7 protein-coding genes are annotated in these 14,959 nt (G+C 56.4%); 1 reads left to right on the top strand and 6 read right to left on the bottom strand.

What is annotated here, in order from left to right:
• Nucleotides 1-66: 66 nt before the first annotated feature.
• The 4 genes from G7069_RS05705 to G7069_RS05690 form a co-directional block, all read right to left on the bottom strand.
• Complete coding sequence (locus G7069_RS05705) at nt 67-3,066, bottom strand: TonB-dependent receptor (RefSeq protein WP_166295192.1); 3,000 nt, start codon at nt 3,064-3,066, stop codon at nt 67-69.
• A gap of 262 nt (nt 3,067-3,328) precedes the next feature.
• Nucleotides 3,329-6,328 carry a TonB-dependent receptor plug domain-containing protein gene (locus G7069_RS05700; RefSeq protein WP_166295190.1) on the bottom strand — a complete coding sequence of 1,000 codons (3,000 nt, stop codon included), beginning with the start codon at nt 6,326-6,328 and terminating at the stop codon, nt 3,329-3,331.
• A gap of 238 nt (nt 6,329-6,566) precedes the next feature.
• On the bottom strand, nt 6,567-8,339 hold the full coding sequence (locus G7069_RS05695) for a phosphoenolpyruvate carboxykinase (GTP) (RefSeq protein ID WP_166295188.1): 1,773 nt from the start codon (nt 8,337-8,339) through the stop codon (nt 6,567-6,569).
• Between the two features lie 10 nt (nt 8,340-8,349).
• Nucleotides 8,350-8,964, bottom strand: a complete 615-nt coding sequence (locus G7069_RS05690) for a TetR/AcrR family transcriptional regulator (RefSeq protein WP_166295186.1) — start codon at nt 8,962-8,964, stop codon at nt 8,350-8,352.
• A 175-nt stretch (nt 8,965-9,139) separates the two neighbouring features.
• Between G7069_RS05690 and G7069_RS05685 the strand changes: the two genes are divergently transcribed.
• Nucleotides 9,140-11,620: an acyl-CoA dehydrogenase gene (locus G7069_RS05685; protein ID WP_166295184.1), complete on the top strand. Its 2,481-nt coding sequence runs from the start codon at nt 9,140-9,142 to the stop codon at nt 11,618-11,620.
• A gap of 49 nt (nt 11,621-11,669) precedes the next feature.
• Here G7069_RS05685 and G7069_RS05680 read toward each other — a convergent pair whose 3' ends face one another.
• On the bottom strand, nt 11,670-13,007 hold the full coding sequence (locus tag G7069_RS05680; RefSeq protein WP_205758696.1) for an MFS transporter: 1,338 nt from the start codon (nt 13,005-13,007) through the stop codon (nt 11,670-11,672).
• A gap of 8 nt (nt 13,008-13,015) precedes the next feature.
• A complete protein-coding gene (locus G7069_RS05675; RefSeq protein WP_166295182.1) occupies nt 13,016-14,941 on the bottom strand; it encodes a M48 family metallopeptidase in 1,926 nt (641 codons plus the stop codon).
• Between the last annotated feature and the right edge of the window lie 18 nt (nt 14,942-14,959).

Raw genomic sequence — 14,959 nt, 5'->3', positions numbered from 1 at the left:
AGGATCGCACAAAAAAACGGCCACCCGAAGGTGGCCGTTCTCATACAACGTTGAAGCTAACTTCGATTAGAAGTCGTACTGAACCATGAAGCGGACAGCACGCGGTGCTTGCCACGAGGTCGGCGTCAGGTAGGTGTTGACCTGCGGAGCCGGATCACCAGCGGCGCTTTCACCGATTTCGTTGACCGAAGTGACCTTACGCGAGTTCAAGACGTTGAACACGTCCAACTTGAACTGCAGGCCCTTCGCCCACATCGGCTTGTAAGCGACGTTCAGATCCAAGGTGCTGGTCCACGGCGTACGGCCGACGGTACCACGCGGAACGACGGTCGAACCGTTGTCGCCATTGGCGCTCGGCGCACCCGGGTCACAGGAGAAGTGGATGTTGCCGTAATGGCTGACGTCCAGACCCTTGTAGACACCGATACAGCTGATCGGACGACCCGATTGGACCAACAGGTTTGCACCGGCCGACCATTCGTCGGTGAACTCGTAGTTACCGAACACTTTCAGCGAGTGGCGACGGTCGTTCGGACCGTAACCGTCGGCACCGATCATTGCAGCAGCGTAGTCGAAGTCGGAGGTCGTACCGGTATCGGCTTGGCCGTTATCCGAACGAACGCCACCTTCGGTGTTGCCGTGTGCACGTGCATAGGTGTACGAAGCTTGGACGAAGAACTTGTCCCAGTTGCCTTGAGCGAAGAATTCAAGAGCGGTGTACTTGCGCTTGGCCTTCGGGCTCAGGATGTTGCCCGGGATGTTGAGCACTTCGACGTCGCCGTCGCCATCGTAGTCACCTGCCAACTCGGTGTCTTGACCCGGGTTGAACAGGAAGCAGTAGTTGAACTGCGCGCCCGGCGTGGTGCCGAAGCCTTGGCTGCCGGCGTAAGCCAGAACGGTTGCGTAATCGCAGTTGTCGTCGATGGCGCGCTTGAGGTCACGGTAGATACCGCGAACACCCAGCGAGAAGTGGTCGGTCAGCTGCTTTTGGAAGCCCAAGATGAATTCGTCTTGGTACATCGGTTCCAGGTTCTTCGCAGCATAACCAGCGGCGTACTTCGGACGACCGTCTTCACCGTTCAAGTAACGAACCGCAGTGCTGCCGGTCGACGGGTTGACACGCGGGGTCAGACCGGTCGGTGCGCCAGTGACGGGATCAACGCCGGTGTAGTTGTAGTAATACTCTTCATACAACGAGGCCGAAGCGGCACGCGTTGCAACACCTGCGGTCAACGGCAGCGCGTAACGACCGGCGTTACCGAACACCTTGAAGGTGGAGTCACCGAACACGTCCCACGAGAAGCCCAAACGCGGAGCGAATTGGTTTTCGATTTGGACGTACTTCTCGCCTTCGCCGTTCAAGTTTTCGAAGGTATCCCAGCGCAGGCCGAGGTAAGCAACGAAGTTGTCGGTGATGGACCAGCTGTCTTCGATGTAGAACGCGCGTTGGTCGACGCCGACGTCTGCACCGGTGCGGAAGTTGCGCTTGCGAACGCGTCCGCCGCCCGTGCTTTGGTAAACCCACGAAGCGCCGCCCGAGTAGGCCGTACCGTCAATGGAACGGAACTTATCGGTATCGATACCGCCGCGGAGCAAGTGGTCGCCCAACTGCCATTCTGCGTCGATACGGAACTGGTCACGGGTGTCCTTGGCGTCCGCACGACCCAACGTGCTGACGAAGCTGCAACCGCGGATAGCGGGAATAGCACCGGTCGAAACGCCGGTACGGCTGTCGGTGATGATCGGGCAGCCGGAGACCGGACCGGTCAGGTTGCCTTCATAGGCTTGACGGATACCACCCGCGGCGACGCCGTAGTTGGTACGCGAGAATTCGCCACGGCCGGCCAATGCCGACAGGGTGAAGTTGTCGGTCAGGTAACCGGTGTACTTCAGGACGTAGCTGTTACCACCGGCTTCATTGAAGTCGGTACCCAAGTAACGACCGAAGTCGCTGGTCGGGTCGCTGGTGTTGCCCGGAACTTGGTTCGGGAACGTGGCCGCGTAGTAGTCGTCTTCAAACTTGCGCTTGTCCGAGAAACCGGTGAATTCCAACGAGTGGTTGTCGGTGATGCGCCAGTCCAACTTGACCAACCACTGCGGGCGGGTCGAACGGCTGTCAAGGTTGGCCGAGCCGAAGCGGCTGGTCATGGTGGTGTCGTGGGTCTTGCCGTATTGGCCCAACACGTAGAAGAACAAGCGGTCTTTGACGATCGCGCCGTTCGCCCAAACAGCGGCAGTGGCTTCCCAGCCCTTGTCGCGTTCGTTGTTCGAAACCCACAGGCCGTTGTTGTAGTACAAGTTCGGCGAGGTTTCAGCCAACTTGCGCGGCGACCAGTAGTAGCTGCCACCGGCGTGGAATTCGTTGGTACCGCGCTTGGTGATCATGTTGATCACGCCACCGGTCGAACGACCGAATTCTGCGCCGTAACCACCGGTCTTGACTTGCGACTCAGCAATCGCTTCGAACGGAACTTGGGCAAATGCCAGGTTCTTGAAGGTATTGGTGACGTTGAAGCCGTTGACGTAGTACTGGTTTTCAGCAACCGACGAACCACCGAAGGACGGCAGCGAGCCGAAGCCTGCGTTGGATGCACCGCGAACGGTACCCGGAGCCAACAAGGCGACCGAGGTGATGTTACGCGGAACCGGGATCTTGGCCACTTGCTGAGCGGTCAAAACGGTTGTCGACTCAACCGACGAAACGTCGATCGGGTTGACGGCACCGGTCACGGTGATGGCTTCGAAACTGCCCGAAGCGTTTTGTGCAACGAAGTCGACGTTGGCCGACGTACCGACGTTGACGTTCACGTCACGTGCGGCGCCGCCATTACGGGAGACTTGGTATTGACCGGTCGGCAATTGCGCGAAACGGTAGGAACCATCCGAACCGACGGTGATCGTACGGGAGAAGCCCGTAGCCGGGTTGGTGATGGTGATGGTGTCGCCTGCAGCGGCCTTGCCGACCACGTTACCGGCGGTGTTGGTTTGCGCTTGCACGCCACCAACGAAGCACAAGCCGAGTGCAACCGACAAGGCACTGCGCTTGAAGCTGGAGTTCATTGCCATTATAGAGATCCCCGTAATGGTGTATTTGGAGTGGGTAAAGTCTTGCTTCGGAAAAGCCCGACTCGCCGACTATAGACCACACAACAAATCTTTAACAAGCCCCTCAGTCCCCATTCAGTATTTATTTTTGATGAATTCTGCGTTACGGCTCTGTTACGGCGCATTCATATACGCCCTGCCCCCTTCAAACTGAACTGCAAATAAAAAAACACCGCCGGCGAACCGGCGATGTTTCTCGTTTTGCTACTGCAGCAACTGCAACTTAGAACTCGTAGCTAGCCATCAACCGCAGCGAACGCGGTGCTTGGAAGTTGATCGGGCTCATGAAGTTGTAGTCATACGTCGGCGACGCAGAACCACCACGTGCGCTCGTTTCGTAGTACTCGGTGACGCCATTGGTGTTGAGCAGGTTGAACACGTCCAACTTGAAGCTCAGCTTCTTATCAGCCCAAGTCGGAATGTACGACACGCCCAGGTTCAAGGTCTTCAACCAAGGGGTACGGCCATATTGACCACGATTGGTCAAGAAGCGGTTCCCTGCTTGATCCATGCAGTAGAAGCTCGACGCGCTGTACGCCGCCAAACCACCTGCGTCGACACCGAGGCGCGGATCGGTCAAGGGAATGTATCCCTGACAGTTCACCGGACGACCTGATTGAACCAACAGGTTCAAGCCAACGCTCCAGTCTTGACCGACCTTCACGCTACCGAACAACTTGAGTACGTGACGACGATCGTTCGGCAAGTAGCCAAATGCACCGTCTTCGAACAAGAAGTTATCGAAGTCTTGTGTTGCACCCGGATCCTCTTGTTCCAATGTCGAGTTCACGTAGCCTTCAACGTTACCCTTGCTGCTTGAGTAGGTGTAAGAACCGTTGAAATAGAAGCCGTCATTCGCGGAACGTTCCCAGCTGATTTCCAAGGCTTTGTACGAACGACGGTATTCGGGCAAGTTGAAGTAACGTGCCGGCACAGTTTGTTCGGTCGGATTGCCGCTGCCGTCGATATCGATGGCGAGCTTGATGTCACGACCCGGGTTGATGGTGATACAACCCGCCATCGACGTGTAGTCGAAACTGGTGTAACCCTGATCGTCTGCCCAATCTTGGAAACCTTGGTGCGAGCAGAAGTCATCCATACCGCTCTTGATTTGGCGGAAAACGCCTTTCACGCCCAAGGTCCAGCTGCTGCTGATTTGCTTTTGGAAGCCCAAGATGAATTCGTCTTGGTACATCGGCTTGAGATCCGTGACCGTCAAGGTCTTCGGATTTGGCGAGGTCAAGCTTCCGTTGACGTTGGTGCTGCCAAAGTGCGCACCCAGGCCAGTCGGCTTACCGGTCGCAGCATCGACACCGGTGGTGTAGTAGAAGTCTTCAATCGTGACTTCGCCACCCGAGGCGCGAATATTGGTGTTTGTTGCGATCGGAATGTAGTAACGACCCGCGTTACCAAACACCTTAAACGTTGAATCGCCGTTGACGTCCCATGCGAAACCGATACGCGGTGCGATCAAGTTTTTCGCGTCGATGAACTTCACGCCGTCCGAGTTGAAGTTGGCAAAACCTTCGTTACGTACACCCAAGTACAACAGGAAGTTGTCGGTGACTTTCCAGCTGTCTTCCAAGTAGTACGCCGAGTTCTTGACGTCGTACGAACCGGTCGTGGTTTGGTAGTACCAGCGGCGTGCATAGTTTGTGTTCGGTGCGACACTCACACCATTGACGGTGCGCGCCACGCCAGTTGTACGGTAGTGACGCCAGTATTCGCCACCGGTATACACGTTACCTGCGTGCGTTGAGGTGTACTTTTCGTCATCCCAACCGAAACGGAAGGTGTGATCACCCAATGCCCATTCGCCGTCGATACGGAACGCCTTACGGGTATCTGTGTCCGGGCCCGCCGAAGTATCGCGAATGAAGGTTTGCGATTGGTTCCAGCAACCGATGTAGGTTGTCGCACCAGCGGACACGCGGCTGTCAAATGCGCGTGGGCACTCGCCGCCAGGCAATGATTCCGGCGTGACGTAACCGCTCACGTTCCGCAACCAACCTGCTTGCGCGCTCATGGTGAAGTTGTCGGAGAAGTAACCCGTGTACTTCAAGATACCGATCTTGCCGCCATTTTCGATTTCACGATCGGCGTTCACTGTGCCGTGGACACCCGTGTAATACGCACCTGCCGGGTTCAAGTAGTCAATGCGGTTGTACTTGTCGCGGTTGTAAATGCCGGTCAATTCCAGCAAATGGTTGTCAGTGATATTCCAGTCCAACTTGATCATGCCGGTGGGCGAACTGTCGGAAGTGGACACGCTGGTCGTACGACCATAGGAATTCGACTTATCACGACCGCCTTGCAGCATGCCGAAGAAGAACAAACGATCCTTGATGATCGGACCCGCAGCCCAGATGTCCGCAGTCAAACCATTCGAGTTGTTGTCAGAACGGTAGGCAAGCTTTGTGAAACCTGCTGCGACTTCGTCGGCATTCTTGTTGTCAACATCCTTGCTCTTTTCGCGGCCCCAAGACGGCGAATAAACGACGGTTGCACCACCGCGCCACTTGTTGGTGCCGCGCTTTGTCACAAGCGAAATCACACCACCCAGCGAACGGCCGTATTCGGCACCATAACCGCCGGTCTTGACTTGTTCTTCTGCGATTGCGTCGAACGGCAGGTCTGCGTACGACAGCTGATTACGCATGTTCGTTACGTCGAAGCCGTTGATGTAATAGCCGTTTTCAGCGACTGATGCGCCCGAGAAGGAGGCAAGATTGCCTGAACCCAAACCAGAGTCACCGCGTACCGTGCCCGGTGCCAGCAAGGCAACCGAAGAGATTTCGCGACCGACGGGCAAGCGATTGATCACTTCCGCCGAGAAAACGCTGGTGGACTCGACAGACGAAACGTCGATCGGATTGATGCGCGCTGCATCCGCAGTCACATTAATCGCATCAAGCGTGTTGTTCGCAGCAACGAACGAAACTTGCGTACCGGTACCTACTTTGACGGACACATCGCGCGTTACGCCGTTGGACGTAATGCGGTAGTTGCCTGGCGCAAGTTGCGAAAACGTAAACCGCCCATCGTTCCCCGCGTGGATGTCACGTTTCGTACCCGAGCCCAAGTTTTCGATGGTCACGGTGCCGTTTGCATCGGTCTGACCGAAAACGGAACCGACCGCAGATTGCGCTTGGATCGTGCCTGCAAAGCACAGTGATAAAGCCACCGTGAGGGCACTGCGCTTGAATTGCGTCTTAATGTTCATGTGTGTGTGAATCCCCTAGATGAAATCAAATTGGCAGGCAAGTGCCTGACGACATTGAATATAGACCCACAAACGATTCGTTAACAAGTGGTTCACACAAAAAATGTTTTAGCTGAATGCGGACCCGCGACAATCCCCCATTCATGAAAAATGCGCGTTGACGGGAACTTAAATAAAAAGAGCACCTTACGGTGCTCTTTTTGTTTTGCGTCGCGCGCGGGCTGACGGACGTTGGCGCTTACTCTGTGAGTGCCTTTCGCGTTTTTGCGCATTCATCTTTCAATGCTTGTGGCATGCGCGGACCATATTCGTCGAGGTACTCCGCGATGCTGGCGAATTCGTGTTCCCAGCCCGCACGGTCGTAGCTAAACAGTTTTTCCCGGCCTTCGTCAGACAAGTGGATGCCATCCATATTCAAATCGGACTCGTTCGGCAAATGGCCAATGGGCGTTTCTTGCGCACCCGCTTCGCCCTTTACGCGCTTGATCATCCACTCAAGCACGCGCGTGTTATCGCCGAAACCTGGCCACAAGAAGCTGCCGTCGTCACCCTTACGGAACCAATTGACGTGGAACACCTTGGGCATTTGCGTGCCCTTGCCTTCCATCGACAACCAATGCGCGAAGTAGTCGGCGAAGTTGTAACCGCAGAACGGTTTCATTGCCATCGGATCGCGACGCATGACGCCGACGGCACCGGTCGCAGCTGCTGTGGTTTCAGAACCCATCGCGGCACCGACCAAAACGCCGTGCGTCCAGTCGCGTGCTTCAAACACCAGCGGCACAAGTGATGCACGACGACCGCCAAACACGATTGCGGAAATCGGCACACCTTGTGCATCTTCTGCATGCACCGAATAGCTCGGGCACTGCTTTGCGCTGACAGTAAAGCGCGAGTTGGGATGTGCGGCTGCGCCTTTGTCCGGATCAAATGCATTGCCTTTCCAATCGGTCTTCGGCACGCGTTTGTCCAGACCTTCCCACCATGGTTGGTTGTCGTCGGTCACCGCGACATTGGTAAAAATGGTGTTGTGTTGAATCGATGCCAAAGCATTGGGATTCGACTTCTCCGAAGTACCCGGTGCAACGCCGAAGAATCCGGCTTCCGGATTGATCGCCCACAAACGGCCGTCCGGACCTGGGCGCATCCAACAAATGTCATCGCCTACGGTCCACACCTTCCAGCCTTTTTCGACATAGGCTTGCGGCGGAATCAGCATGGCGAGATTGGTTTTGCCACAGGCACTCGGGAATGCCGCTGCAATGTAGTGCGTTTCGCCTTGCGGATTCTCGATTCCGAGAATCAGCATATGCTCGGCCAGCCAACCTTCATTACGTGCTTGATGCGACGCAATGCGCAATGCATGACACTTCTTGCCGAGCAATGCATTCCCGCCGTAACCCGAACCGAAAGATTGAATCGAAAGTTCTTCCGGGAAATGCATGATGAAGCGACGATCAGGATTCAAGTCGCCCGTGGAATGCAAGCCCTTCACAAAGTTGCCTTCGCGCTCGATACGTGCCAATGCAGCTGCACCCATGCGCGTCATGATGCGCATGTTTGCGACAACGTAAGGCGAGTCGGTGATTTCAACACCACATCGTGACAGCGGCGAATCAATCGGTCCCATGCAATAAGGCACGACATACATCGTGCGACCTTCCATGCAACCGTCAAACAAAGAATCCATTTGTTTGTGCGCGAGATCGGGTGCCATCCAATGATTGTTCGGACCGGCATCGTCGCGCTCGGTGGTGCAGACGAACGTCAGATGTTCAACGCGTGCCACGTCGTCCGGATGCGAACGATGCAAGTAGCTTCCCGGATGCGTTTCTTCGTTGAGCTTGATCAAGGTGCCGTCAGCCAGCATCTTTTGGATCAAGGCTTCATTCTCGCTATCACTGCCATCGCACCATTGAACGCTGTCGGGTCGCGTTAAGCGCGCCACTTCGAGCACCCATTGATTCAAGGCATCGAGTGAACTGCCTTGTTTGGCATTGCTATCGGTCATTGCGTTTCCTTCAAGGTGTATTCGTTGGCGGGTGAATCAAGGTGTCCATCAGATGCGCCACGTAGGCTTCGTATTCTTCTTGCGGCGGACGGTCTTGCGGCGTTTGCAGGTTCAGCTGCTGAAAACCCACATAGGCTGAATACAGCAAGCGCGCGCGGTGTCTTGCGTCATCCGGTGTGAAACCTGCGGCGGCAAATGAATCACGCACCCATTCAAGACGTCTACGAGAGACGCGACCGATCACCGGCTGGACCAAGGGATGGTCCATCGCCTTCAAAAGTTGCTTATAGATAACGTGCGATTTGTCGTCATGCGCGACAAGATTGATCAACTGGCCCAAACGCTGTTTAGGATCGCCCACGGTTTCGAGTTTCGAAAAGATGTTGTCGCGTTCATACGCTTCCCAACGATCCAGCGCGGCTTGCAGCAACGCGTCGCGCGACGGGAAGTGCCAATAGAAACTGCCTTTGGTCACGCCCAAGGTCCGCGCGAGCGGTTCGACGGCCACACTGGCGACGCCGTGGCTGGAAATCTGTTCAAGCGCTGCAGCTGCCCAATCGTCCGCACTTAGACGGTTGGCACGCTCGGAGCGCCCCCCTACTTGCTCGGTGATGATGTCTGTCATGTGCATAGTGTAGCCGCGCCCATACGCCTCCGTCACGATACGAAGGTGAGACTTTAGGAATGCTGCGGGGCAACTTGACTTCCGACTTTGACCGCCATACTTTTAGGTATGGTTTTATCCCTGTTGGGATGGCCGTGCTTTTGTCTTTGTATTGACCTCTTCTTCGGAGTCCGCCGTGAGTGTCTTATTACCTGTCATCGCTGTATTGATCGCCACCGGCATCGCCGCTTATCACCGATTGAGTACAGCTATTTGGACTGCGCTCGTCGCCGTGGCCTTGGTCGCTGCGTGGATGCTGAGCGGCAACCAAACGACGATTATCGTGCTGGCCGTGCTGGTCGCCCTGATTGCGATTCCTTTGTTGATCTCGCCGTTGCGCAAGGCTTTGCTGACCGCACCGCTGCTGAAGTTCTACACCAAGATCCTGCCGCCCCTTTCCGATACAGAGCGCACCGCATTGGAATCCGGCACCGTGGGCTGGGAAGGCCAACTGTTTTCGGGCAAGCCGGAATGGTCGCAACTGCTGAGCCAACCGAAGCCCACGTTGACCGCAGAAGAGCAAGCCTATTTGGACGGCCCGACAGAAGAACTCTGCCGCATGACGGACAACTGGGAAATCGACCATGTGCGTGCGGATCTGCCGCCGGAGACCTGGGACTTCATCAAACGCAATAAATTCTTCGGTCTCAATATTCCGAAGGAATACGGCGGTCTGGGATTCTCCGCATTGATGAATCACAAAGTGATTCAAAAGCTGGCGTCAATTTCCTCGGTCGTGAGCTCGACTGTGGGCGTGCCGAACTCATTGGGTCCCGCCGAACTCATCATGCATTACGGCACACAAGCGCAGAAGGATCATTACTTGCCGCGTTTGGCCGATGGCCGTGAAGTGCCGTGCTTCGCATTGACGGGCCCGTTCGCAGGTTCCGATGCCACCTCAATTCCGGATTACGGCATCGTCTGCATGGGCGAATGGGAAGGCGCAAACGTCCTCGGTATTCGTTTGACCTTGAATAAGCGTTACATCACCTTGGCGCCTGTTGCTTCGCTGATTGGCGTCGCATTCCGCATGTATGACCCGGACAAGCTGCTGGGCGATGTTGAAGACATCGGTATTTCCTTGGCCTTGGTGCCGCGTTCGGCGGAAGGTTTGGAAATCGGTCGTCGCCACTTCCCGTTGAACTCGCCGTTCCAAAATGGTCCGATCCGCGGCGAAGATGTCTTTGTGCCGATGTCGCAATTGATCGGTGGCCATGAATATGCCGGTCAAGGCTGGCGCATGTTGATGGAATGTTTGTCGATCGGCCGTTCGATCACGCTGCCCTCGACCGCAAGCGGCGGCTCGAAGATGGGCGCCGTCACCGTGGGCGCATACGCACGTATTCGCAAGCAATTCGGTTTGTCTGTGGGTCGCTTCGAAGGTGTGGAAGAAGCACTCGCGCGTATCGGCGGCAACGCATTCGCAGTCAGCGCACTTTCTGAAGCGACGGCTGCTGCCGTGGCGCGTGGCGAAAACCCGGCCGTGCCGTCTACGATCTCCAAGTACCACTGCACAGAAATGGGTCGCGCGGTTGCGAAAGACGTCATGGATGTCATCGGTGGCAAGGGCATCATTCTCGGCCCACGCAACTTCGCAGGCCGCGCATGGCAAGCATCGCCAATCGCGATCACTGTCGAAGGCGCCAACATCATGACGCGTTCTTTAATGATCTTTGGTCAAGGCGCGATCTTGTGTCACCCGTGGGTGATGAAAGAAATGAAGGCGACCGAAATCCAAGACCCGCGTCAACGCATTGATGCGTTTGATAGCGCGCTCTTCGGGCATATGGGTTTTGCGATCTCGAATGCCGTTCGTAGCTTCTGGTTTGCATTGACCGGTTCTTCGTTGGGTGCTGCGCCGGGTGATGCTTACACGCGTCGCTTCTATCGCAAGCTCAATCGTTACTCGGCGGCATTGGCTGTGATGGCTGATATGTCGATGTTGATGTTGGGTGGCAAGCTCAAGTTCAAAGAAAGCCTGTCGGGCCGCTTGGGCGACGTGTTGAGCCAGCTCTATATCGCCAGTTGCATGTTGAAGCGCCACGAAGATTTGGGCCGCCCGGAAAGCGACCAGCCCTTGCTTGCGTATGCCTTCCACGACGCGGTGAACAAGATCGAGACGGCACTTTCAACGGCACTTCGTAACTATCCGGTGCGTCCGGTGGCGTGGTTGTTGTGGCCGATCATCTTCCCGGCTGGCCGTCGTGCGCAAGCACCGAGTGATCGTTTGGGTCACAAGGTCGCCAGCATCTTGATGAGCGAAAACGATGCGCGCGACCGTTTGGCAAAAGGCGTGTTCACGACGCCGTGTGAGAACAACCCGGGCGGTCGCATCTTCAGCTACCTGCCGAAGTTCATTCTTGCCGAGCCGGTGGAACGCAAGTTCATGAAGGCGCTGAAAAACTCGGATATCCAAGCGCATGAATTCGAAGACCAATTGGCAGAAGGTGTGCGCGAAGGTTGGATCACTGATGAAGAATCCAAGCAGCTACAAGAACTGCGCACGCTGACGCTCGATGCCATCATGGTGGATGACTTCGATCCGGAAGAACTGCGTTCGGCGGGCTATGCCGCGCTCTTGAATGCTTCACAGAATGCGACGCGCGCGGTCGCTTAATCGTCGCGTGAGCTGATGAAAGGGCGTCCGCACATCGGGCGCCCTTTTTTTATTGGGGTGCGTGTGCGATCGCGCCGCCCGTGCGATCCGTCGTTGCGTCGTATTCGCCACCTTCCACACGACGCGCCAAACGCCAAGTAATTACGCCGGAGGCCGCGATGGCGCTGCCGCCGATCAAAGCAAACAGCGCGACATTCGCTTTGGCTGCATTGAGGGCGTTCACGACCAAGGCAGAAATCACATCACCAGCGCGCCAGACAGCTGTCTCAGTCGCATTCTTGCCCTTGTAACGGAGGCTACGCGGCACCTTGGTAAAGAGTGACTCTTTGGCGGGCGAGAACATGCCATAGACCAAACCGCGCGTCACGATGAGCATCAATGCCACCCAAGGCATGGCACCAATGACCGGTGAAGTTGCATCGCTTGACAGCGCTGTCGCAAGGCACACAGACACACCGGCTGCGGCCCAGATCGCGATAACCCATGCGGCACCGAAACGCGCCAGGATGTATCGCGTCAGCGTTAATTGCACAACAACTTGCAACACATTGGTCGCGATATCCATGTCCGCTGCAAAGGCCGTCCGCGCTACCGCGTCGCCACCAAAGGTCGCTTTTGAATAATCGATCACCAAGGCATACGCAATCGTGCCGATCATGTCGCCGAGCACCATCAGAATCGCCATGGTGCGCATAAACGGATTGGCAAAAATTTGTCGCAAGCCTTCCCACATGCTGCCGCCCATCGCTTGCTCTGCCTCGCTGTGCTGCTCAGGCTGCGCCTGCTTCGCCCAGCGCCCCAACAAGAGCACGCATGCGAGACCGCACCCTAGCAGTGCAATAGACACGAGCAAGAGCGGCGCAACGCCAATGAGCGGTACCAGCGTGCGTGTCAGGATCGGCCCTGCAATGGCACCCAAGGTGCCGGCAATACCAATGATCGGAAACAAACGTCGCGCCTGCATGTTGTTCCAGATGTCGGACATGAAGCTCCAAAACACCGACACGATGAACAAATTGAAGACGCTCACCCAAACGAAGAACACCGTGCCCAGGGTCTTTGGCCCAAGCACATCCACTCTCAAAAAGAAGGGATAGAACGCCAACAAACAGGCGATAAAGAATGCAAAGGTCACGGGCACCACAATGCGACGCGGCCAGCGTGACACCACGTAAGCGAACACCGGCGTCAGTGCCAGTGTGGCGACAAAGGTCGCGCCGTAGAACCAAGGCAATTGCGTCGAGCCCACAGCCGCTGACAATTGCTCACGCAAGGGGCGGATGACGTAGTACGCGCACAAGATGAAGAAGAAATACGCAGACGACAGAACAGTCGCCAGCATTTCACCACTGTGTACGCGGCGTGACTTCTCAGATTCCATGCGCATGTTCAACCTCAGGGTTGTCGATTCAGCATCGGGGGCAATGGGCAATGCAACACCGCACACAGCGTGCGCAACAATTCTGCTTCGGCTATCGTGACACGTCCATCGAACCCGATGGCCGATGTCATTGCTTCAACGACGACTTGCTTGGCCAACGGGTCCATCGCATCGAGACGCGGCCACACGGCATCGAGCTGTGTGAAGTCTGCAGGCGGCGGTGTATAGCGAATCACATCGCGCTGTAACACGTTTGCCAAACCTGCTTGGAAAGCGCGCTGCGCTTCTTGTTCGTCTCTTGCGCCTGCCTGCGCCACAAATCGCAGCAAAGTGATGAACTCGTCCTTGACCCCTTGCGTTTTCAGTCGTCCCATTTGGGTGTACTGACCCGGGTCGAGTGCTTCGCGAACTTGCTTCTGCAGCAGGATGCCCAGGCAGTATTCGAACAGCGTCACTTGAGTGTCGGCGTGGATGAGCGCATCCGCGAGATCAATAAAGTTTTCAACGTCCGGACGCGGAAACTGCCTCAGGGTCGGGAACGCCAACATCGCCAAGGGCAAGCGCAAGGCAGGATGCAAGTCGGCCACGATTTGCGTGTGGATTTGCCAAGTTTTCTCGGCATCCACTTCGCTCATGTAGTGGGCCACCAATGCGTGTCGGGCTTCCAGCTGATCTTCTTCGTTTCCGAGCAACAGGCTTGCCAACAACGGACGAACGCTGTCACGCGTGCGTGCCAACTCGCGCAAGGCCTCCGGCATCTCGGCAAGAATCACATCGGCGCGCATGTAGTCGTCCACGCCCGGGTGACCTACTTGCGCAGAGACCGAATCGGGTTGCACGTCGACGGACGCTGAAAGATCACCCGACGGTTTGGACAGCCCACCGATGCCCAAGGCAATGTCTTCTTGCAAGCCATCCGGTGGCGAGCGGTGCCACTGCTGACGCAAGCCTTCAAGGCGTGCCGCGTCGAAGGAAGGCTCCAAGGTTTTGATGCGTTCCAAAATCGGCGGGTGCGTCGCAAACAATCCGGACAAACCCAAACCATTGCCGAACAACATGTGACTCACTTCTTCGGCTTCGGCGCGACGCGTCAAAGTCGACCCCGCGTCCAAGCCTGCAATCTTTTTCAAGGCACCCGCCAGCCCCTGCGTTTGACGCGTGAACTGCACGGCAGACGCGTCTGCGAGGACTTCACGTTGACGACTGACACCCGCCTTGATCATGCGTGCAAAAAACATGCCGATCGAACCAATGACGAGTGCGGTGATGCCGATGACCAATGCCATGCCCATGCCACTGCCGCGACGATTGCCGCCTGAGAACGCAGCGCCTTGAAACAACACCTTTCGCCCAATCAGGCTGATGACCATGATGCCAAACAACACGCCAATGAGTCGGATGTTTATTCGCATGTCGCCGTTCAAAACATGGCTGAATTCGTGCGCAATCACGCCTTGCAGCTCATCGCGATTTAATCGGTCCAGTGCACCACGCGTGACCGCCACCACCGCGTCAGACGGCGAATAGCCCGCGGCAAACGCGTTGATTCCAGCGTCCTCTTCGAGCACATAAAGCTTCGGCATGGGGACACCGGATGCAATCGACATTTCTTCGACCACATTGCGCAGCCGCATCAACTTCGGATCGGGTGCGTAGTCGGGTACGGGCACACCGCCCAAGCTTCGTGCAACTTCTTCGCCACCACCGGACTTCAACGTGGCCACTTTGTACAGGCTCGACAGTCCAATGACCGCAAGCGTGAGCAAGGTCGGCCAGATCAACAGTCCGATGATGGAAGCGGCATCACCTTGGGCGCCTCCGGTAATAATCAGCACCACGGCATCGACTGCAAATACGACGCCGAGGACCGCCAACACAAACAGGAAAATCAGTCGACGGCTACGCGAGCGCGCCGCCGCCTGGTGTTCAAAGAAATTCATCGTGCAGTGACCTCAAGG

Source organism: Lysobacter sp. HDW10 (genome assembly GCF_011300685.1).
Classification (GTDB): domain Bacteria; phylum Pseudomonadota; class Gammaproteobacteria; order Xanthomonadales; family Xanthomonadaceae; genus Solilutibacter.
This window is presented reverse-complemented; position numbering and strand designations above follow the sequence as displayed.

Excerpts from the sequence above, each read along its gene's own strand:
- G7069_RS05705 (WP_166295192.1), bottom strand. The coding sequence starts at position 3,066 with ATGGCAATGAACTCCAGCTTCAAGCGCAGTGCCTTGTCGGTTGCACTC.
- G7069_RS05700 (WP_166295190.1), bottom strand. The coding sequence starts at position 6,328 with ATGAACATTAAGACGCAATTCAAGCGCAGTGCCCTCACGGTGGCTTTA.
- G7069_RS05680 (WP_205758696.1), bottom strand. The coding sequence starts at position 13,007 with ATGCGCATGGAATCTGAGAAGTCACGCCGCGTACACAGTGGTGAAATG.
- G7069_RS05675 (WP_166295182.1), bottom strand. The coding sequence starts at position 14,941 with ATGAATTTCTTTGAACACCAGGCGGCGGCGCGCTCGCGTAGCCGTCGA.
- G7069_RS05695 (WP_166295188.1), bottom strand. The coding sequence starts at position 8,339 with ATGACCGATAGCAATGCCAAACAAGGCAGTTCACTCGATGCCTTGAAT.
- G7069_RS05690 (WP_166295186.1), bottom strand. The coding sequence starts at position 8,964 with ATGACAGACATCATCACCGAGCAAGTAGGGGGGCGCTCCGAGCGTGCC.